General features: G+C 70.3%; 14 protein-coding genes. 7 read left to right on the top strand and 7 right to left on the bottom strand.

Annotation, left to right across the window (positions count from 1 at the left end; genetic code table 11):
• Window positions 1-179: 179 nt before the first annotated feature.
• The 5 genes from BKK79_RS06960 to BKK79_RS06940 all read right to left on the bottom strand — a co-directional run bounded on the left by BKK79_RS06960 (window position 180) and on the right by BKK79_RS06940 (window position 7,198).
• Window positions 180-2,504, bottom strand: a complete 2,325-nt coding sequence (locus BKK79_RS06960; RefSeq protein ID WP_071037431.1) for a S53 family peptidase — start codon at window positions 2,502-2,504, stop codon at window positions 180-182.
• Entirely contained in the window at window positions 2,501-2,911 is a 411-nt protein-coding gene (locus BKK79_RS06955) for a hypothetical protein (protein ID WP_231907981.1), read from the bottom strand. Before BKK79_RS06955 ends, BKK79_RS06960 begins: the two co-directional genes overlap by 4 nt.
• 580 nt (window positions 2,912-3,491) lie before the next feature.
• The gene (locus tag BKK79_RS06950; RefSeq protein ID WP_232346283.1) at window positions 3,492-5,150 is read right to left on the bottom strand and encodes a M48 family metalloprotease; all 1,659 of its coding nucleotides are present in this window, start codon (window positions 5,148-5,150) and stop codon (window positions 3,492-3,494) included.
• A gap of 4 nt (window positions 5,151-5,154) precedes the next feature.
• Entirely contained in the window at window positions 5,155-5,553 is a 399-nt protein-coding gene (locus tag BKK79_RS06945) for a hypothetical protein (RefSeq protein WP_071011357.1), read from the bottom strand.
• Window positions 5,554-5,557: 4 nt separating this feature from the next.
• The gene (locus tag BKK79_RS06940) at window positions 5,558-7,198 is read right to left on the bottom strand and encodes a CHASE2 domain-containing protein (protein WP_071037430.1); all 1,641 of its coding nucleotides are present in this window, start codon (window positions 7,196-7,198) and stop codon (window positions 5,558-5,560) included.
• A gap of 441 nt (window positions 7,199-7,639) precedes the next feature.
• On the opposite strand from BKK79_RS06940, the gene BKK79_RS06935 reads away from it, so the two are divergent.
• Window positions 7,640-9,379 (top strand): chloride channel protein, encoded by a 1,740-nt coding sequence (locus tag BKK79_RS06935; protein WP_232346298.1) that lies wholly within the window; start codon window positions 7,640-7,642, stop codon window positions 9,377-9,379.
• A 10-nt stretch (window positions 9,380-9,389) separates the two neighbouring features.
• Here the strand turns inward: BKK79_RS06935 and BKK79_RS06930 are convergent, their stop codons facing one another.
• A complete protein-coding gene (locus BKK79_RS06930; RefSeq protein ID WP_071037429.1) occupies window positions 9,390-10,376 on the bottom strand; it encodes a YeiH family protein in 987 nt (328 codons plus the stop codon).
• 582 nt (window positions 10,377-10,958) lie between these two features.
• Here BKK79_RS06930 and BKK79_RS06925 point away from each other — a divergent pair.
• The 6 genes from BKK79_RS06925 to BKK79_RS42290 all read left to right on the top strand — a co-directional run bounded on the left by BKK79_RS06925 (window position 10,959) and on the right by BKK79_RS42290 (window position 19,919).
• Complete coding sequence (locus tag BKK79_RS06925) at window positions 10,959-12,377, top strand: TolC family protein (RefSeq protein WP_232346282.1); 1,419 nt, start codon at window positions 10,959-10,961, stop codon at window positions 12,375-12,377.
• A 30-nt stretch (window positions 12,378-12,407) separates the two neighbouring features.
• Window positions 12,408-13,577: an efflux RND transporter periplasmic adaptor subunit gene (locus tag BKK79_RS06920; RefSeq protein ID WP_071037428.1), complete on the top strand. Its 1,170-nt coding sequence runs from the start codon at window positions 12,408-12,410 to the stop codon at window positions 13,575-13,577.
• A gap of 1 nt (window position 13,578) precedes the next feature.
• The gene (locus BKK79_RS06915) at window positions 13,579-16,680 is read left to right on the top strand and encodes an efflux RND transporter permease subunit (protein WP_071037427.1); all 3,102 of its coding nucleotides are present in this window, start codon (window positions 13,579-13,581) and stop codon (window positions 16,678-16,680) included.
• 46 nt (window positions 16,681-16,726) lie between these two features.
• Window positions 16,727-17,299, top strand: coding sequence for a DUF4337 domain-containing protein (locus BKK79_RS06910; RefSeq protein ID WP_071037426.1), 573 nt, complete (start codon window positions 16,727-16,729; stop codon window positions 17,297-17,299).
• A 130-nt stretch (window positions 17,300-17,429) separates the two neighbouring features.
• A complete protein-coding gene (locus BKK79_RS06905; RefSeq protein WP_084084565.1) occupies window positions 17,430-19,028 on the top strand; it encodes a sensor domain-containing diguanylate cyclase in 1,599 nt (532 codons plus the stop codon).
• A 303-nt stretch (window positions 19,029-19,331) separates the two neighbouring features.
• Complete coding sequence (locus tag BKK79_RS42290; protein ID WP_232346281.1) at window positions 19,332-19,919, top strand: helix-turn-helix domain-containing protein; 588 nt, start codon at window positions 19,332-19,334, stop codon at window positions 19,917-19,919.
• Window positions 19,920-19,947: 28 nt separating this feature from the next.
• On the opposite strand, the gene BKK79_RS06895 is transcribed toward BKK79_RS42290, so the two are convergent.
• Complete coding sequence (locus BKK79_RS06895) at window positions 19,948-21,663, bottom strand: N-acyl-D-amino-acid deacylase family protein (protein ID WP_071037423.1); 1,716 nt, start codon at window positions 21,661-21,663, stop codon at window positions 19,948-19,950.
• Window positions 21,664-21,709: the final 46 nt, after the last annotated feature.

Below are 21,709 nucleotides of genomic sequence, written 5' to 3'. Positions count from 1 at the left end.
GGGCGAGCGGCAGGGAAGTGGAGGGCGGCACGGTACGGCGGGGAGGATCGGGAGAGGGCGTCGGCGAAATATATCAGAAGATGATATAAGTCGCCGGCGCCCGCACCTGCCGCGGCAGGCAGGTGCCCGCACCGCCACCCCGGCCGGCGCGCACGCGGCGCACCGGCCACACGTCAGCGTCAGTTGGCGCTGATGGTCAGCACCAGCGTGCTCTGCGTGCTCAGGCCGGCGGAATCGGTCGCGCTGAGGACCAGCGTGTAGGTCCCGGCCACCGGGTTCGTCCAGTTGAGCAGGATCCCCTGCCCGCTGGCGGCGAAGGTCATGCTGGGCGGCGCGCCCGAAATCCTCACCAGGATGGCGCTCGCGCCCGGGTCCGACACGCCGATCACGCCGCTCAGGGCACGGCCCGCCACGCCGCGGATCGGCGCCGCGGAGAGCACCGGCCCGATCGGCCTGGTGGAGACCTGCACCGTCAGCACGGCGCTGCCGCTCTTGCCGGTGGTGGTGTCCTTGGCGGTCACCGTCACGCTGTACTTGCCGGCCACCGGCGAGGCCCAGGAGAGCACGCCCGCGCTGCTGATCGTCATGCCGGACGGTGCCCCGCTCAGCGCGAAGGTGACCGGATCCGATGCGCTGAACTGGACCTGGAAGCGCAGCGCGCTGCCCGGCTGGGCCGCGACCGTCGTGGCCTCCACCACGGGCGCCGGGGGCGCGGCGATGCCGATGGTGGCGGTGGCGTGGCCGGCGCTGCCGGTGACCTTGTCGGTCGCCGTCACGGTGACGGCGTAGCTGCCCGCCACCGGCTGAGGCCAGCTGATCAGGCCCGCCGCGCTGACGGTCATGCCCGCCGGCGCATTGGCCAGCGACCAGGTGACCGCGTCCGGCGCGCTCACCGCCATGGTGAAGCTCAGCGCGCTGCCGGCCGTGCCATTCACGGTCACCGGCGTGACCACCGGTGCCGGCGGCTGGGCATTCGCCGTCAACGACGTCAGCAGGCTCGACACATTGGGCGTGCCCAGGCCCGAGGGCTGGTCATAGCCGGTGTGCGCCGCGCAGGTGGCGCAAGCGCCGTCGCTGCCCTGCGTGATGTCGCGGAAGGCCGCGGCATAGGCGCCGGCGTTGGCCCCGACGTTGCCATAGAGCAGCGTCTGCGCCAGGCCCAGCGGCGCCTTGCCGCCTTGCGCGCGCAAGGCGTTGGCGATGGCCGCGATGGCGGCCCACTGGGGCGTGGCGAGGCTGGTGCCGCCGACGCTGTACCAGCTGGCGGTCGACCCTCCCGGCGGGATGACCGCCACGTACTGCCCGGTGTAGGGGTCGGCGTTGAACGCGACGTCGGCGACCGAGCGCATCGACAGCGAGCCGACGCCGGGCACGGCCGGCGTCTGGTACGACGGCACCGTCGTGTACTGGCTGATGCCGCCGCCGGTGCCGCTCCAGACCGACTCCGTGCGGGTGCTGCCGTTCAGCACCAGGTGCGTGCCGCCGACGCCGAGCACGTTCTTCGAGACGGATGGCCACTCCACGCCGGTGCCGCTGTCGCCGGTCGCCGCCATGTAGGTCATGTTGGTGCGCGTGAAGGCCGAGTCGACCGAACTGGTCCAGCTGCCTTCGGCGGCGCCGAAGCTCATCGAGATCACGCCCGGGCCCATGGCGTTGGCCAGGTTGATGGCGCCCAGCAGGCTGGCGGTGGAGGCGTTCGAGGCCTGGATCAGGATGATGCGGGCGAGCGGGGCGGTGGCATGGACCCACTGCACGTCGAGCGCGATCTCGGTGGCCCAGCCGGAATCGTAGGGCGGAGCGATCGAGGTCATGGCGCCGGAGCTGGTGGCATTGACCACCGAGAACTGGCAACCCCCGGTGCTCGCCGCCGGCAGCGGCAGGGTGGCGCCCGGCGCGATCGCGGTGGTGGTGCAGCCGGGCAGGCCGAATTTCTGGCTGAAGGCGGCGAGCTCGGCGGCGATATTGGGATCGCTCATGGCGTCGACGATGTAGACCGTCTGTCCGGCCCCCATCTGCGCGGCCACGCTCGCGCTCAGGCCGGTCCACGAGGCCGGCAGCGCGGGCAGGCCGTAACCCGCGCGGATCTGTGCCGGCGTGTAGGTCGTGACCGTGGTCGAGCCGCTCGCCGCCGGGGCCGCTGCCAACGGGTTGGCGGCCAGCGCCAGGGGCGTGAGCCGGGTGGTGGACGTGGCCGCCAGGGCCGCCGGGACGGCCTGCGTCGCGGCCGGCTGCAGCGCGGAAGCGGACGGGGCCTGGCTGTCGAGGTCGGCGGGCGCGGCCAGCACCACCGGCGCAAGCGAGAAGTGCGGCGTCAGCGCCGCGCTGGCGACGTCGGCCGCAAGCGGCGTCAGGGTGATGCTGGTCGACGTGGCGGGGGCCGCGGCATTGCCCGAGCCGTCGGTGCTGCCGCCGCAGGCGGACAGCAGCGCAGGCAGCAGCAGCGGCACCAGGGCGGATATCGGAGCCGGTAGCAGCGGGCGCTTCGGCAGGGCGGGGCGCTTCATGGGCGGACTCCCGCAGGCGGTTGCACCGGAATCACCAGCACCGGCGGCGCGGCATCGGAAGCGGCATGCGCGGGCGCGCGGCGGACCCAGCCCCCCGCACATTGCTGCACCTCGGGGTAGTAGCCTTCCGGCGCCTGGCACCAGAGCTGCTGGGCGGCGGGCGCCTGGGCCTGCACCGCCGGCGGCGGCGCGTCGGCCGCGCAGCCTCCGGCGAGGGCCGCCGCGGCGAGCGCGCTGCCGCCTGCGACGACCGTCTGGCGCCAGCCGAGCCGGGCCAGCGAATGGCTTGCGCTGGTGCCGCTGGCGTCGGGCGCCGGCGTGGTGGCGGGGGAGTGAACCGTGTCGGGGGCGGGAATCGCCTGTTCCGGGGCGGGCGCGATGCCCGCGTCAATCTGGCTGTGCCTCATGGTGTCTCACCGGGTTTGCCATCGAGGTCGATGGCTGGGTCGGCGCGGCACCGGCCGTCCGCAGCGGACGGCTGCCGGTGTCGTGCGCGGGGAAGATGGCGTGCAGGAAAGCGGGTGCTGCGCAGGTGGCGGGCAATGTATGGCACCGCCAGGCACGGGATGGCCGGACTCGCATGCAAAACAGGCGTCGCGCGGCATGTGGATTCCTCGTGGTGGTGTGGCCCTGGCGCACGCTAGGGATATCGGCGGGCGGGGCAGGGTCTGTAGGCCTGCGTGCTGGATCGCACCGAGGGCTTCGCTGGGCGTTCCTGAGCCGGATCACACCGAGGGCTTCGCTGGATGTGGCACCTTGCTGAACCACCCCTCTCCCCCGCCCTCTCCCCGTGCGGGGAGAGGGAGCCAAGACGTCGTGCTTGGCCGGCGGTGTTGGCGCATCGTTTTGGCTCTATTCAGCGCGAGGGGATTCGCACCGCGCCGGTCTGCTCCCCTCTCCCGCCTGCGGGAGAGGGGGCCCGGGGGTGAGGGCAGGCGCTGGCTGGCCGCGGCGGCTTCCGCTATCGAATTCCGCCGCAGACTTCCGCTACTTCTTCGTCAACCGGTCCACCAGGCTCTTGGCTTTCTGCTCGTTGCGCCGCTCCTGCTCGGCCTTTTCCGCCGGCGTGAGCGCGGCGGTGTTGCAGCCGTTGGCGTAGGTGGGGAAGCGGCTGGCGCATTGCGCGGCCAGTTGCTTGGCGCGGTTCCAGTCGCCGGCCTGGCCGTAGAAGCGGATCGCATCGGGCCAGGCGGCCGGCGCGTCGTTGAAGTAGGTGAAGCCCTGGTCCATCACCGTCTGCGCCGCGCGGCCCTGGCCGGAGCCGAGCAGGCCGTTGGCGCGTGTCACGTAGACGGTCCAGGCGCGGTCCGGCTCGGATTGCAGGTTGCGGTCGAGCACCATGGCGGCGCGCTGCATCTGCATGCCGTTGCCGCCCGGGCCGATCTCGGCCAGGCTCAGCGTCAGCAGCGGCAGCGCCTGGCGTGCGGTCGGGCCCGAGGCGGCGTCCAGCGCCAGCTTGCGCGCGCGGACGAAATCCTGGGCCTGCAGCGCGCCCTGGGCATCGGCCGCGAGCTGGTAGTTCTTCAGCGTGGCGGCGCTGCGCTTCTGCGCCAGGGCGCGCGTCCACGGCTCCACGCTCGGGCGCGGGCGCGGCTTGCCGGCCATCAGCGGCATCACCTGCGCGGTCAGCGAGTCGAGGCGCGCGCTGGTCGACGGGTGCGACTCGGTGAACTGGCCCCACAGGTCGCGCACGCCGCTGTCCACGCTCTGGAACAGGCCGGCGGTGCCCGATTCGAGCGAGGCCTGCATCTCGCGCATGGCGTGGTTGACGGCGTCGTTGCCCTGCGCGGCGCTCTTCTTGCGCGCGTTGTCGGCGGCGGCCAGCTTGACCTGCTCCAGCACGCGCTGCTTCTGCGCCTCGCGGCGCGCCGCGTTCTGCTGCTCCCAGGTGTCCTGGCGCTCCAGGAAAGCCTTGAAGCCCTGCGTGAAGGAGTAGCCCAGGCGCAGGCTGACGGTGGCGCCGAAGCGGTCGGCGTTCTCCTCCTGCTGGCGGCCCCAGGCCGGCACCAGCACGCCCTTGCCGAGCAGGTAGGAGGCCACCATGCTGTCGCCGATGCCCCAGCCGGTGGCATTGCCGGCCTTCTGCGCCAGCACCATGCCGACCGAGGCCCACAGCGCCATCTTGTCTGCGGTGTTGCTCGCGCCCTCGAGCTGGTGGTAGTCGAGATAGACGTGGCCGTACTCGTGCGACAGGATGGCCACGATCTCGTCTTCCGACTCGGCCGACGACAGCCAGCCGAGCGAGAGGTAGATGTTGCCGGCGCCGGTGCAGTAGGCCTCGAGGTCGTTGGAGGCGGTGATATAGACCGCGCCCGGCCAGTTCGGCACGCCGGCGGCGGTCTTGACCTTGGCCAGCAGGCCGTTGAGGTAGGCCTGCATCTCGGGCATCTCGACCAGGCCATTGCCGCGCGCGCGCTGGTTGCGCACGTCCTGCGCGGCATCGGGCCAGGTGCGGCCGGTGGGCACCGGCGGCAGCTCGCCGGTGGTGACGACGAAGCTGTCGCCGCCCGGCAGCGTGGCGCAGGCGCTGGCCAGCAGTGCCGCGGCACCCGCCAGCGCGGTGGCGCGCAGCAGGCGCGTCCAGCCCCTCATGCGTGCCATGCGCGCCATGCGGCCATGGCGCGCCAGGTTCTTGCCGGCTCGCATGGGCTCAGCGGCAAGCGTTCTCGCCGGCACCCGGGGTGGAGCCGGTGGGGCTGTTATTGGTCTTGCCCTGGGTCACGGTGGCGTCGCAGGCCGCCTTGGCGGCGCGCGCCACGCGCACGGTCATGCCGTCGACCCAGTAGTCGCGGCCGCCCACGCGCACGCGGTAGAAGTCGTCCTTGGCCTCCAGGATGGCCCAGGGCAGGTTGTCGGCGGCCACCGTCTGTGCGGCGTTGGCATCGCCCGGATGCGCATACAGCGGCAGCGGCTTCTGCACGGCGGCGGTGACCTGTCCCAGGGTGGCCGGCGTGGCGGCCTGCGCGGCCTGCATGGCAGTGGCGGACAGGCCGGCCAGCAGCGACAGCGAGGCGGCGGCAAGCGTTTGGCGGAGGGCAAAGCGGCGCATGGTTCTACTCCGAGTGGTGCGATTCAGGAAGCGGCGGCTCGTCCGGGTCTTCGCCCAGGGCGACATCGGTGATCTTGCGGGTCCAGCCCAGCCATTCGGCGGCCAGCGCCATGGCGGCGAGGTCGACCACCGGCAGGGTGCCGATGTCGAGCACGCCTTGCGCCAGCAGGATCACCAGCAGGATCACCGCGGTGGAAAAAACGATGCGGCCGAGCTGGCGCGCCAGGAAGTCGGTCAGGCGGCCGGCGGCCAGCAGCGCCTCGGCCAGCAGGTGCTGCGGCGTCCAGCGGGCATGGCCGCGCGCGATCGCTTCGAGCGCATGGCGGCGGCGCGCCAGCCAGGCACGCGCCGCGCGCCACCAGCGCCGGCCCAGCCAGGCGTGGCGCCGCGCCGGGGCGTCGTTGCCGCCGTGGCCGGCGGACAGCAGGTAGCGCCGGTGCAGCAGCCAGTGCGCCAGGATCACCACCGCCGTGCCCAGCAAGGCCAGGCGCCAGGGCGGCAGCAGTTCCCATTCCAGCGCGCGCTTGTAGCGGGTGCCGTAGGTCAGCAGGTTGTCGAGCGCCATCGCATGCAGGAACACGCCCGGGATGGGGCCGTGCACCGGCGAGGCCACCAGGTCGTTGGAGCCGGCCATGGAAGTGCCGATCAGCACGAAGCGGCCGTCCAGGCGCTCGCGCAGCGTGCGCTCGTCGGCCTCGCTCGACGGCTTGAGCTGGCGCATGGCCAGCGCGCGGCTGTAGGGGCAGATCGGCTGGTAGGCTTCCTTGCCTTGCCAGAGCGCGCGCAGCGGCGCCGGCAGGACCTCGGCCAGGCCGGAGGAAGGGCGGCACCACTCGGCGTAGCGCGGCAGGTCGCCGTTGCGCACGCCCCAGACCAGGGCCATCGGCTCCTCCTCGCGCGCCAGCCGCAGGCCGCCGGCATCCTCGGCCATCGCCAATGCCGCGCTGCGCGCGGGCTGGCCGGCGCCGTGGCCGGCCTCGCTACCCGCGTGGCCGCCTTCATGTCCTTCCGCCTCGCGCCACAGCGGATAGCTCCACACCAGGCGGTCGATGCGGTCCGCCTCGTAGTCCACGCCCACCAGCTGGAAGCAGGGCGCCTCGCCGGGCGGCGTTTCCAGCCCCGGCCGCAGGGCCAGCTTGCCGTCGGGGCCGGGCAGCGCGGCCAGGAACACCGGCACGCCGCGGTCGCGCAACCGGCACAGTGACTGCACCAGCGCGGGCAGGGTGGCATCGTCGCGCGCCTGGGTGAAGGTGATGTCGAGGAAGATCGCGCGCGGCTTGTAGACCTGCCCCAGCACCGACAGCCAGCGTGCATGGGTGCGGTAGGGCACCGGCCAGCCCTGGCCCAGTTCGGTCAGCGAGGCGTCGTCGATCAGCAGCACGGTGACGTCGTCGCGGTGGGTAGCGGGATAGAAGGCGCCGACCAGCGCGCTCTGCAGGCGCGCGGTGACATGGGTGATGGCGTCGCTGGACGGCACCACCTTGGGAATGCCCCACAGCATCAGGAAGGAGATCACCAGCGCCACCGGCAGCGAGAAGGCGAAGCGCGTGGCGGGTTTGTGCGGAGCGGTCCGGTCCTGGTCGCCGGCTTCCGGCAGGGCGCCGGCGGCGGCCGGCGCGGCGTGGGAGTGGTGCGAACTGGGCACGTGCTTCTTCTTGTGTCTTGTTGCGGCTCCCGCCATGGCGCCGGCGGCCTGGCTCGGGCCGGAGTGCCAAATGTGTCAGAAGCGATATCAATGCGGGCAATGTGCGCCATCATACTATCGCGGACATTACAAATGCTTACATTTGCCGCCGCTGTGGCATGGCGCCGACACCTCGGCGGGCGGCCCCGGCATGTCGCCGCGGTCTGCGCAGATATATCATGACATGATATATTTCGACGCTTCCGGCCGATGCGCCGCGCCTCGGTCCCCAGGGCGGGCGCCGTGCCGCGCCAGCCGGCGCCCTGCACGACTCCCGCCCTCTCCAGCCGTCCGCACCTAGCCATGTCCTCCCTGCCGCCCCCCGTGCCATCCTCCCCGCCGTCTTACCACCCGCCTGCCGCGCCACCGATCTCCAGGCGCGACTACCACGTCGACCGCCGCATGCTGCTGCTGGCCGGCGTGGCGCTGGGCATCGGCGCCGTCAGCACGCTGGCGGCGGACGTGCTGCTCAAGCTGATCCGCTTCTTCACCAACCTGTTCTTCTTCCAGTCGCTGTCGCTGGCCGAGCGTTCGCCCGCGGGCCACGCGCCGGGCGCCTGGGTGATTGCCGTGCCGGTGCTGGGCGGCCTCATCGTCGGCCTGATGGCGCGCTACGGCAGCGACAGGATCCGCGGCCATGGCATCCCGGAGGCCATCGAGGCGGTGCTGTTCGGCAAGAGCAAGATGTCGCCGCGCGTGGCGGTGCTCAAGCCGCTGGCGTCGGGCATCGTGATCGGCAGCGGCGGCCCCTTCGGCGCCGAAGGGCCGATCATCATGACCGGCGGCTCGATCGCCTCGCTGCTGGCCCAGTACCTGCACCTGACAGCCGCCGAGCGCAAGACGCTGCTGGTGGCCGGCGCCTGTGCCGGCATGACCGCCATCTTCGGCACGCCGGTGGCGGCGGTGCTGCTGGGCGTGGAACTGCTGCTGTTCGAACTGCGCCCGCGCAGCCTGCTGCCGGTGGCGCTCGCCTGCGGCGTGGCCGGCTTCCTGCGGCCCTGGCTGTTCGAGGCGGGGCCGCTGTTCCCGCTGCAGACGGCGCCGGCATCCACGCTGGCGCTGGCCTCCTGCGTGGTGGCCGGCCTGCTGAGCGGCGTGCTCGGTGCGGCGCTCACGCTGGGGCTGTACAAGGTGGAAGATGCCTTCGGCAAGCTGCGCCTGCACTGGATGTGGTGGCCCGCCCTGGGCGGCCTGGCGGTCGGCATCGGAGGCTACTTCGCGCCGCGCGCGCTGGGCGTGGGCTATGACGTCATCGGCGACCTGCTCAACCATCGCCTGCTGCTGGAGGCCGCACTGGCGCTGCTCGCGGTCAAGGCAGTGATCTGGGTGATCGCGCTCGGCTCGGGTACCTCCGGCGGCGTGCTGGCGCCGCTGCTGATGCTCGGCGCCGGCCTCGGCACGGTGCTGTCGCCCTGGCTGCCGGGCGGCTCGCCGCAGCTATGGGCGCTGGTGTGCATGGCGGGGGTGCTGGGCAGCGTGCTGGGCGCGCCGCTCACCGCCATCGTGTTCGCCTTCGGCCTCACGCACGACAGCGAGGCGCTGCTGCCGCTGCTGCTCACCACGGCAGTGGCCTATGGCCTGACGGCGCTGCTGATGAAGCGCTCCATCATGACCGAGAAGATCGCCCGGCGCGGCCTGCACATCTACCGCGAATACAGCGTCGACCCGCTCGCGCGCCAGCATGTGGCGGACCTGATGACGCGCGAGGTGATCTGGATCGACGGGGGCCTGACCCTGGCCCAGGCCGCGCAGGCCTACTTCGGCGAGCACGCCGCGCATCGCGGCTACCCGGTGGTGCAGGACGGCCGCGTGCTGGGCCTGCTGGACCGCGCCCTGCTGCGCGGGCGCGAGCAGGAGGGTACGCCCTGCGCCGCGCTGTTCGCCGGCGCGGCCGCGCCGGCCGTGCTGCTGCCGGAAGAGACGGCGCGCGCGGCGGCGGGGCGCATGGCGGCCCTGGGCGTGGGCCGGCTGGCGGTGGTGGACGATGCGCGGTCGATGCGGCTGGCCGGCATCGTGTCCCTGCGCGACCTGCTGCGCCCGAGCCGGCATCTGTGGCTGGAGGAGACGCAGCGCGAACGGCTGCGCGGCGGGGGTGGCGGCAGTGCCAGCGCCGCGGGCGAGGCGGCGTCGGCAGTGAGCTGAAGCCGCCGGCTCAGATCATCCCCGTCAGGTGCTGCACCAGCAGGCTGCTCACCGCCACGCTGCACCACACCACCAGGCCCAGCAGCAGGGGCTTCCAGCCCGCGCGGCGCAGGCGCTGCACGTCGGTGCTCAGGCCGATGCCGGCCAGGGCCAGCACGATCATGAACGGCGCGAGCTGGCGGATCGCCGCGGTCAGGGCGGGCGGCAGCCATTCATTGACCACCGAGGCCAGCACGAACAGCACGATGAACCAGGGTACGTTCTTGTGCAGCGGCACGGCGGCGGCGCCCCGCCCGCGGCTGAAGAGCAGGCCCAGGACCAGCGTGACGGGCACGATCATCATGGCGCGGGTCAGCTTGACGATGGTGGCGTACTCGCCGGCGAAGTTGTTCCAGGCGTAGGCCGCCGCCACCACCGATGAGGTGTCGTTGATGGCGGTGCCCGCCCACAGGCCGAAGCCGGTGTCGGACATGCCGAAGTGCCGGCCCAGCGCCGGGAAGATCATCACCGCGACGATATTGAACAGGAAGATGGTCGACAGCGCGTAGGCGGTGTCATGGTCGTCGGGACGCAGCACCGGCGTGATGGCCGCGATCGCCGAGCCGCCGCAGATGGCGGTGCCGGCGCCGATCAGGATCTTCAGCTTCTCGGGGATGTGCAGCAGCTTGCCCACCGCCAGCGCCACCGCGAAGGCCACGGCCAGCGTGATCAGGGAGACGGGCAGGGAGGTCAGCCCGGTGCGCACCACCTCATGGATCGGCAGGCTGAAGCCCAGCCCCACGATCGAATACTGCAGCACCTGCTTGGAAGCGAACTGCAGGCCAGGCTGCAGCGCCGCGCCCGGCTGGTAGACGCTGCGGCAGCCCAGGCCCAGCAGCATGGCGATCACCGCCCCGCCCAGCAAGGGGAAGAGATGGCCCAGGAACATGGCAGGAACGGCGATGGCGATCACCAGGGCCAGGCCGGGGGCTTTACCGCTGAGAAGCTTGTTATGCATGGTCGTCGGCTTATGTTCGAATTTTGCATGACGTTATTTGTTTTATGTCTAAGGAGACAAACGAATAAAGTTTCTATCTTCTATCTGAAAAATCGATAAGAAGGCTGGAAAAGTCGACTATAGGGCGCTCAGTCGGCGCGATTCGACCATGCCAGGCGGATCAGCGCCGGGGCGTCTGCCATTCGGGAGGGGGGAATTCTGCGGAGATGGCGGCGCAGCTGTACGCCGCAGGGGGGGGCTGTGGGTCGGGTCGACGGGTTCCGGCAGGGCCCGCCCAGCGGCCACGCCTCGCCCGGCCGGCGCGCATGGGCATCCGGATCGGCTGGCCGGGGTCCGGTGCGTTGCCAGCGGGCCGCTGCCGGGCCGGCGCGCTGACACGATGCTGACCTGTGCTGGCGCCTGCCTTCGGCACGCATGAGGCGGCCTTGCGGTTGACAGGGTAAGTCCTAGTGTGTCGATGTGGCGAGCCGGCCGTTTCTGAAATGCATTTGAAAGCCTTGCTTGCGATAAATGCGCGCGACAAGTCAATAAGAAGGGATACGCGTGTTGAAGCGGATGACGTCTGCCGGCCTCGCGACGGGGATGCTGGCATTGCTGGCCCAGTTCGGCCAGCCGGTTTTTGCTGTGGAGCTGAATGGGGATACCGACCCGGGCGCCGCCATGCGCGCGGGGAAACGCGTGCGCGAAGCCGGCGGCTGGGGCCGCAGCGGCGACAGCGCCGCGCCGGCTTCGGCGGCGGCAGCCGCTCCGGCAAGCGCCGCCGGTGCGCCGGCTGGCGCCGACGGCAGCGTGGCCAAGGGCGTGATCGGCCCCGGCTTCTCGCTGTGGGAACTGACGCAGGAACTGCGCGCCAACAACCCGCAGCTGATCCAGGCGCGCGCGCTGTACCAGGCCGCCAAGGCCCAGGTGCCGCAGATCGCCGCGCCCAACAACCCGCAGGTCGGCTTCATCTGGAACAACCTGCCCAAGAACAGCCCGCTGGCCTTTGCCCGTGCCGAGCAGTTCAGCTACACGCTGACGCAGTCCTTCCCCTTCCCCGGCAAGAAGGCGCTGGCGGCGGAGATCGCCGACACCCAGGCCGAATCGCTGGACGCGCAGCGCGATGCGCTGTTCCTGCAGCTCTACGCCCAGCTCAGCACCACCTACTTCCAGTCGCTGTCGCAGAAGGCCCAGCTCGAGGTGCTGCAGCTCAACCTGAAGCGGCTCGAACAGGTCAAGCAGGTGGCGCGCATCCGCTATGCCAACAACGCCGCCGGCTACGTCGACTACCTGAACGCGCAGGTGGCGCAGAGCAGCGCGCAGAACGATGCCTTCACGCTGGAGCGGCAGTACGAGAACGGCCTGAAGTCGATCAACACGCTGATCGGCAAGGCGCCGGCCTTCCCGCTGGAACTGCGCCAGGACAGCAGCGCGACGCGGCTGCCGGCCGCGCCGCTGCCGGAGCTGGAGGAGATGGCGCTGCGCGAGCACCCGGGCGTGCGCGCCTCGCGCTACCTGGTGGAGGCCGCCGAGAAGGGCGTGCGGCTGGCGCGCAAGGCCTACCTGCCGGACTTCCAGGTGATCGGCACCTTCAACGGCAACAATCCGCCGCTGGGCTTCCGGCCGGCCAGCTACGGCATCGAATTCGACATCATCATTCCCCTGTTCTTCTTCACCAAGGAACGCTACGGGGTGGATGAGGCGGTGGCCAACAAGGTGGCCTCCGATGCCAACGAACAATCCGTGCGCCAGCAGACCCTGCTGGGCGTGAACACCGCGCACAACACCCTGCGCCAGGCCGTCAACCAGATGGAGTTCCTGCGCCGCCGGCAGCTTCCCGAGGCGATGGCCGCCTACAAGATGGCCTTCACCAACTACGCCAACAACAACGCCGCTTTCACCGACCTGCTGACGGCCAGCACCGCCTTGAAGAACGCGGAGCTGGCGGTGGCGCAGGCGGAGGCGGACGCGCGCCAGGCGTACTACACGCTGGCGGCGGCGGTGGGCCGGGAATCTCTTTGATGGAATGCAGGATTAGCGGGATCTGAGCGGATGAACAAGAACCTGATGATGGGCGCCGGCCTGGTGGTGGCGCTGGCATGCGGCGCCGTGGGCGGCAATTTCTGGGCGCAGCGCAATGCCGGACAGGTGCCGGGCGCTGCCGGCAAGCCGACGGCGCTGGCCGACGCGGCGGCCGGACAGGCCGCGCAGCCGCGCGTGCGCGCCATCCCCACCACGCTGGCGCTGCCCGAAGGCGGCTTCGACCCGAAGATCGTGCAGAGCGCGACCTTCAGCGCGCAGCCGGTGCGGGTGGACATGCCGACGCCGGGCCGGCTGGCCTACAACGTGCAGCAGGCCAAGCTGGCCTCGGCGCGGGTGGCGGGCCGGGTGGAACGCATCCTGGTGTACGAGGGCGCCAAGGTGCGCGCCGGCCAGCCGCTGGCCGAGCTGTACTCGCCCGAGTACATCGCGGCGCAGAACGAGTTCCTGCTGTCGCACAATGCCTACCACACCTTGTCGAGCAGCGACCTGAAGGAGCTGCTGGACGATGCGCGCCAGACCATGCAGTCGGCCGAGAACAAGCTGCGCGTGCTGGGCGCGAGCAGCGAGGACATCGCGCGCATCCGCGAGCGCGGCACGGTCAGCGAGACGCTGACGATCCGGGCGCCGATCAGCGGCACCATCGTCAAGCGCGAGATGGACCAGGGTTCCTACCTGAACGTGGGCGACGCGCTGATGAGCGTGATCGACACCAGCTCGGTCTGGTTCACCGGCAACCTGTACGAGCACGATATCCGCAACGTCAAGCTGGGCCAGGCCATCGAGATCGAGACGGCGGCCTACCCGGGGCGGCGCTACACCGGCCGGGTGAGCTTCATCGCGCCGAACGTCGATGCCGACACGCACACGCTGCAGGTGCGCTGCGACGTGCCCAACCCGGACGGGCTGCTCAAGCCGGAGATGTACGCCACCGCGCGCATCGTGACCGGCAGCCGGCAGGCGCTGATGGTGCCGCAGTCGGCCATCGTCAAGGACCAGGGCAAGCTGGTGCTGCTGACGCAGCCGGACGCGCAGCACGTGCGCCGGCAGGTGGTGCAGGGCATGCCGCACGGCGACGGCATGTTCGCCGTGACCGACGGCGTGCCGCTGGCGCAGCCGCTCAAGGTGTTCACGCAAGGGGGCATGCTGCTCAACGAGATGCTGCTCAAGCAGGAGTCCTGAGATGGCGTTCACCCCGATCCGCGCCATCCTCAAGCGCCGCCTGATGATCGTCTTCCTGGCCGTCGCCCTGCTGGTGGCCGGGGTCCTGAGTTTCCTGCGCCTGCCGCTGCAGGCCTATCCCGGCGTGGCGCCGGTGACGGTGCAGGCCATCACGCAATGGCCGGGCCGCAGCACGGTGGAGGTGGAGCAGCAGATCACCATCCCGGTGGAGAACGCGCTGGCCAGCGTGCCGGACGTGCAGTCCTTCCGCTCGGTGTCGCTGTTCGGGCTGTCGGTGGTGACGGTGAAGTTCAAGGAAGGCGTCGACAACTTCAAGGCGCGCCAGAACTTCGTCACCTACCTGTCGCAGGCCAACCTGCCGCAAGGCGTGCAGGCCGCGCTGTCGCCCGACAGCGATGCCACCGGCGAGATCATGCGCTTCCGCCTGGAGGGCGACGGCGTGGACCTGACCACGCTCAAGACCGTCCAGGACTACACCGTCTACAAGGAAATCAAGCACATCCCCGGCGTGGCGGACGTGTCCGCCTTCGGCGGCATGGTCAAGCAGTACCAGATCGTGCCGACGCCGGAGAAGATGCAGGCCTACGGCCTCACGCTCAAGCAGGTCATCGACGCGGTGACCAATGCCAACGCCAACACCGGCGGCGGGCTGATGAAGGCCGGCGAGCAGCAGTTCGTGGTGCGCGGCGTGGGCCTGCTGCAGACGCTGGACGATATCCGCAACGTCACCGTGGCGACGACCAACGGCGTGCCGGTGCGCGTGCGTGACATCGCCGAGGTGCGCGAGGGCCATGCGCAGCGCCTGGGCATGGTGCAGTTCGATCGCCAGGACGATGTGGTCGAGGGCATCGTGCTGCTCAAGCGCGACGACAACGCCTCCGAAGTGCTGGCCCGGGTGCGCGACAAGATCGCGGACCTGAACGAGAACACGCTGCCCAAGCATATCCAGATCAAGCCCTTCTATGACCGGCAGAACCTGCTGGATCTCACCATGGGCACGGTGGAGCATGCGCTGTTCGTCGGCATCTCGCTGGTGCTGATCGTGCTGTTCGTCTTCCTCGGCAGCTTCCGCGCGGCCGCGGTGGTGGCGGCGGTGATTCCGCTGGCGCTGTGCGTGTCCTTCATCAACATGGACCACTTCAAGGTGCCGGCCAACCTGATCTCGCTGGGCGCCATCGACTTCGGCCTGATCGTGGACGCGGCGGTGATCGTGATGGAAAACATCATGCGCCACCTGGAGGAAGGCCAGTCGAACACCGAGGAAGCCATCGTCAAGGCCACCAGCGAAGTGCAGCGGGCCATGATCTTCTCCACCGGCATCATCATCGTGGCCTACTCGCCGCTGTTCTTCATGGGCGGGGTGGAGGGCATCATCTTCAAGCCAATGGCCTTCACCATGGGCTTCGCGCTGCTGGCTTCGATCGTGCTGGCGCTGACCTTCGTGCCGGCGGTGACCTCCTTCGTCTTCAGCGGTTCGCTGCGGCCGCACTCGCCGCGCTTCATCGAGATCATCCTCAACGGCTACAAGCCGCTGCTGCGCGGCCTGCTCAAGCGCCCCGGCATGGTCTTCCTGGCCGCCGCGCTCGGCCTGGGCGCCACCCTGTACAGCTCGCGCTACCTGGGTACCGAGTTCCTGCCCACGCTGGAAGAGAACAACCTGTGGCTGCGCGTGACGCTGCCCAATACCGTCGACCTGGACTATTCGGCCTCGATCGGCCGCGAGCTGCGCGCCTACTTCCGCGAGCAGCCCGAGGTGCGCGCGGTCTCGCTGCAGATCGGCCGCCCCGACGACGGCACCGATTCCACCGGCGTGTTCAACCAGGAATACGCGCTGTACTTCAAGCCGCGCGAAGACTGGCCCAAGGGCACGACCAAGCAGCAGGTGGTCGATCGCCTGACCAAGCGGCTGAACCGCGTGCCGGGCATCGAGTACAACTTCTCGCAGTACATCCAGGACAACGTCAACGAGGCGCTGTCCGGGGTCAAGGGCGAGAACTCGGTCAAGATCTTCGGCCCCGACCTGCTCGCCCTGCAGGACAAGGCCAAGGAAGTGGAGTCCATCCTCAAGCGCGTGCCGGGCCTGGCCGACGTGGGTATCTTCAAGGAGCTGGGCCAGCCCACGCTGAACATCTCGGTGGACCGCGAGAAGACCGCCCGCTTCGGCCTCAGCGTCAACGACATCCAGACCCTGGTGCAGTACGCCATCGGCGGCGACCCGGTCACGCAGATCCTCGACGGCGAGAAGACCTTCGGCCTGACCGTGCGCCTGAACGACAGCGCGCGCAACAACGCCGACGTGATCAACCGCCTGCTGGTGGACACGCCCGACGGGCAGCGCATTCCGCTGTCGATGGTGGCCAAGGTCGAAGTCACCGACGGTCCCTTCTTCATCTACCGCGAATCCGGCAAGCGCTACATCGCCATCAAGTTCGGCGTGCGCGGGCGCGACCTCGGCAGCGCCGTGACGGAGGCGCAGGAGAAGGTCAAGCAGGCGGTCGCGCTGCCGGCCGGCTACACCATGTTCTGGGACGGCCAGTTCAACCAGATGAAGGTGGCGCAGAAGAAGCTGGCGGTGATCGTGCCGCTCACCATCCTGGTGATCTTCCTGCTGCTGTACAGCACCTTCGGCAACTTTAAGGACGCACTGATGGTGGTGCTGAACGTGCCGTTCGCGGCCATCGGCGGCCTGCTGTCGCTGCATATCGCCGGCGAGACGCTGAGCATCTCCGCGGGCATCGGCTTCCTGTCGCTGTTCGGCATCGCCATCCAGGACGGGGTGATCCTGATCTCCTACATCAACCGCCTGTCGCAGTCCGGCGCGGACGACCTGCATGAAGCGGTGGTGGAGGGCGCCTCGCTGCGGCTGCGCCCGGTGGTGATGACGGCCATGCTGGCCGGCCTGGGCCTGCTGCCGGCGGCGCTGTCGCACGGCATCGGCTCGGAGGCGCAGCGGCCGCTGGCGCTGGTGATCGTGGGCGGCATGGTGACCACCACGCTGCTGACGCTGCTGGTGCTGCCGGTGGTGTTCGCCTGGGTCAACCGCCGCCGTGGCGGCCAGGGTGGCGCGGATGCGGCATCGTTGACGCCGGCCGAAGGGGTGTGAGCATGCGCCGGGCAGGAAAACAGTAAGGCAAGGGAACGAGGAAAGCATGTCGGAAGGTTTTCACGTGCATGGCGCGCACGACCACGCCCTGGAGCACGCTGCGGAGGCGGGCCATGCGGACCGCTTCGCCGGCCGCATCGCGGTCATGACGGCGATCTTGTCGACGGCAGGCGCGGTGTTCGGCTACCAGGGCGGCGCCACGCAGAACGAGGCGCTGCTGTTGAAGAACGAGGCCGCCATCCACAAGACCGAGGCGGCCAATCAATGGGCTTACTACCAGGCCAAGGGGCAGAAGCAGGCCATCGCCGAACTGACGGCGCAGTTGCCGGGTGTCGACCAGGCGGCGGCCAGGCGCGAGGCGCAGCGCTACGCCGCCGAGAAGGAGGTGATCCGGCAGAAGGCCGACGCCCAGGAGCAGGCCGCCCGGCAGGCGGACGAGGCCAGCGAGGCCGCGGTGCACCATCACCACCGCTGGGCGCAGGCGGTCGTCGCCATCCAGGTGTCGATCGCGCTGGCCGCCATCACGCTGCTGTCGCGGCGGCGCTGGCTGCAGGCCGTCTCCTATGGCGTGGCGACGGTCGGCGGGATCCTGGCGGTGCTCGCGGCGCTGCACCTGTAATCGGGGCGCAGCCAGTGCGGCGGGCGGTGCGGCAGGAAAGCGGGCGCGCCATGCGAGCCGGCCGAAACAGGGCCGGCCGGCGGGGCCCTGCGCGACCGCCGCCGGCGTGCGTCCCGGCCGAGGGCAGCCGATGCCGTTGAAGCGGATCTCCGGCATCTTCTTCAGCCGGCCGACCCTGTTCATCGTCGGCGCGGTGGCCGGCGCGCTGGCGCTCGCCGGCATCGCCGCCATGGTGCTCTACGAGATGCGCATGGACGCGCTGGGGCGTGCGCGCGACGGCGCCGAGAACCTGGCGCTGATCCTGCAGCGGGATATCGAACGCAACCTCGAGGTCTACGAGCTCTCCATCGACGCCGTGGTGGACGGCGTCAGCGACCCGGCCACCCTGCGCCTGCCGGCGGGGATCCGGCAGCGCGTCTTGTTCGACCGTTCCACCCACGCGCGCGACATGGGGACGCTGCTGGTGGCCGACCGGACAGGCGAGGTCGTGTTCGACTCCGCAGGCTATCCTCCCAGGCGGCGCAATCTCGCCGAGGAGGACTACTTCACCGTCCACCAGCGCGCCGCCGGGGCAGGACTCTTCATCAGCCGTCCCTTCGTGCCGGGCGCGCAGGCAGCAGACCAGGCGATCGCGCTGAGCCGGCGGCTGGCCGGCCCGCACGGGGATTTTGCCGGGGCCGTGGTGGGCACGCTTCGCCTGAACTATTTCCACCGCCTGTTCGATGGCATGACGCTCGGCGACCACGGTTCCCTGACCCTGCTGCGCAGCGACGGCACGGTGCTGATGCGCCGGCCCTACAGCGTGTCGGAGATCGGGCGCAGCATCGCCGCGGCGGCTTCCTTCAAGCCGCTGCTGCTGGCCAGCAGCGGCAGCTTCATCGGCACCGCGGCGCTGGACGGCGAGCGCCGGCTCTACAGCTTCCGCCACATCGGCACCCCGCCGCTGATCATCGTGGTGGGGCTGTCGACGCAGGACATCTATGCCGAATGGCGGCGCCGTGCCTGGGCCATCGGCATGGTGGTGGCCTTGCTCGATGCCTTCTTCATCGCTGTCTCCGTCCTCTTCGCGAGCCAGCTCCGCCAGCGCCTGGCGATGGAAGCGCAGCTGCACCGGCTAGCCAGCACCGACGGCCTGACCGGGGTCGGCACGCGCCGCCTGCTGGACGAGACGCTGGACACTGCCTGGCGCGCCGCCAGGCGGCAGCGGCAGCGCTTGTCCTTGCTGATGGTGGATGCGGACCGCTTCAAGTCGTTCAACGACCGCTTCGGCCATGCGGCGGGCGATGCCGCGCTGCGGGCCATCGCACAATGCATCGCCGCCAGCGCGCGCAGGCCGGGAGACTTCGTCGGCCGCTACGGCGGCGAAGAGTTCTGCGTGCTGTTGCCCGGCACCGGCCTGGACGATGCCATCCGCGTTGCCGAGCGGATCCGCGCCGCCGTGCAGGCCATCGATCCGGCTGCGCTGGGCGCAGGCGAGGACAGGCTGAGCGTCAGCATCGGGGTCGCCTCCTTCGATGGCGATACACAGCGCTATCGCAGCCGGCAGGAACTGCTGCTCGCCGCCGATCATCGCCTGTACGAAGCCAAGGCCGGCGGGCGCAATACGGTGCGGCCGGCGACGGCCGCCGCCACACCAGCCGCCACACCAGCCGCCACACCAGCCGCCACACCAGCCGCCACACCAGCCGCCGGCGGGGGCGCCGCCCATCCTTTCACCGAGCGGGGCTGAACCCCCGCTGTGCCGCTTCCCGCCAGGGGCGGCCAAGGCCCGCCGCGCGCTGCCGGCGGTGCTTGCCGATGGCTCCCGGCGCCGCGCATGTCCATGCCTTTGCGTGCGGGCAGGCCGATTCCCACAAGTATTCCCACAAGTATTCCCACAAGGCCGCCGGCGGTGCGGGGCAACCTTCGCCCCAGCCCTGACCGCCATCCCCATGTCTCATATACCGGGAGTCTATTGTGTAGAATGAGAGTGCTTGGGGGTTACATGTATCGTATTTCTAACAATAATATTTCCAGGTCGGGCGGTGTCGTAGTGCGGTTCGACGTCGTTTTTTCACCCTTTTCGCCGCTTTCGGCTTCCTCGGCCTCCTCGGCCTCCTCGGCCTCCTCGGCCTCCTTGCACCCGGTGGGCGGGCATGCGGGCCTGCCTGCCGAGGCAGGGCAAGGCGAGCAGGTCACCATCCTGACCCCGCGGCAGGCCGAGGTCTACGCCATGCTGCTCGACGGCCAGCCGGATAAACGGATCGCCCAGCGGCTGGTCTTGCAGGAATACACCGTGAAGGAGCACGTCTCGGCGATCTTCGGCAGGCTGGGCGTGGACAACCGCCGGCAGCTGATCCGGCAGGCCTGCCTGCCCGGCTGCCACACGCCGCCGACCCACCTGGCGCGGCGGGAGCCTGCGCGCGGGGAGGCGATCTCCCCGGCCCAGCTCGGCCTGACGGCACGCCAGGCCGATGTGTTGCGGCTGCTGCTCGACGGCGCAGGCAACCGGGGCATCGCGCGGCAGCTCGGGCTGAAAGAGGACACGGGCAAGGGGCACGTCACGGCCATCCTGCGGGCGCTGAACGCCAGTACCCGCTCGCAGGTGATGGTGCTGATGCGGCCGTTCTCGCTGCTTTAGCCGCCAACCACCAGCCGCCAACCACCAGCTAGCGCGCCCCGCCCGCGGCCCCGCGCAGCAGGCGTCCTGGCAGCTCGCCGGTGGCCTGCCCGTGCTCGAAGATCGGCATGCCGGCCACCAGCGTCGCCACGTAGCCGTCCGCGTCCTGCACCAGGCGGCGCCCGCCGGCCGGCAGGTCGTAGACCATGCGCGGCGCGTGCAGGTTCAGGCGCGCGTAGTCGATCACGTTGATGTCTGCCTTCTTGCCCGGCTGCAGCAGGCCGCGGTCATGCAGGCCATAGAGCCGGGCGGTTTCCAGCGTCTGCCGCCGCACCATCGCTTCCACACTCAGGCGCGGGCCGCGCCGGCGGTCGCGGGTCCAGTGGGTGAGCATGAAGGTGGGCATGCTGACGTCGCAGATATAGCCGCAGTGCGCGCCGCCGTCGGCCAGGCTGTTGACGGTGCTCGGGGTCTGCAGCATGGCGTGGATCTGCGACAGTTCGCCGTAGGAGTAGTTGAAGCTGGGGTAGTAGAGGATGGCCTTGCCGTCCTGCTCCAGCATCAGGTCGTAGATCACCTCCAGCGGGTCGCGCCCGCTCTGCCGCGCCAGGCTGGCCACGCTCTTGTCCTCGGCGGGCTCGTAGTCGGGCCGTGCCTCCATCGGGTAGATGCGGGAGAACTGGCTGAACATGCGCTCCAGGTTCTTGTCCGCCAGCGTGCGTTCGCCGTGCAGGATGGCGTGGCGCGTATCGGGCTGCCGCAGCGCGGCGATGCGCTGCGCGAACGGCAGGCCCTGCAGGCGCTGGTAGGCGACCGACTGGATAAAGGGATGCAGGCTGGTCTCCCACGAGAACAGCAATCCCAGCGGACGCCCGCAGATGCCGCCGAAGAGCGGGATGTCCTGCGCCCGGGCGTCTTCCAGCGCCGCCAGCAGCGTCTGCCACAGGTCGGGCTCGGGATCGGTCTGCTGCAGGTTGAACAGCACCGGCAGCCGGTTGTGGCGGGCCAGCTTGCGCAGCCAGGGGATCTCGCCGTCCATCGACACATGGTTGGAGGTCATCTGGAACACGCCGTGGCCGGCCGCGCCCAAGGTCTCGCCGAGCGCGCCGATCTCGGCCAGGGTGGCGAAGGTGCCGGGCGGGTACTTCCTGCCCTCGTATTTGTGCAGGAAGGTGCGCGAGGTGGAGAAGCCGAGCGCGCCCGCGCGCATGGCCTCACCCAGCAGCGCGCACATCTGCTGGATGTCTTTCGGCGTGGCCTCGTCGTGATGCACGCCGCGCTCGCCCATCACGTAGGTGCGCAAGGCCGAGTGCGGCACCTGGGCGCCGATGTCGAGCGCCTTGGGGCGCCGCGCCAGCGCGTCGAGGTACTGCGGAAAGCTCTCCCAGTCCCACTGGATGCCCTCGGAGAGCACCGCGCCGGGAATGTCCTCGACGCCCTCCATCACGCGGATCAGCCAGTCACGGTCCTGCGGCCGCACCGGGGCGAAGCCCACGCCGCAGTTGCCCATGATGGCGGTGGTGACGCCATGCCAGGTGGAGGGCGTCAGGTAGGGGTCCCAGGTGGCCTGGCCGTCGTAGTGGGTGTGGATGTCGACCCAGCCCGGCGTGACCAGGCAGCCGCTGGCGTCGATGACGCGGCGGGCGGGACCCGCGCTGCCGCCGGCCTGCTGGATGATGCCGTCCTGGATGGCCAGGTCTCCGGTGCGCGCCGGGGCGCCGCTGCCGTCGACGAGCGTGCCGCCGCGGATAACGAGATCGTACATAGTGGCTGGTAGTGGTGAGTAGTGCGTAGAGTCTGGTGGTGGTCGA

Source organism: Cupriavidus sp. USMAA2-4 (genome assembly GCF_001854305.1).
GTDB lineage: Bacteria > Pseudomonadota > Gammaproteobacteria > Burkholderiales > Burkholderiaceae > Cupriavidus > Cupriavidus malaysiensis.
This window is presented reverse-complemented; position numbering and strand designations above follow the sequence as displayed.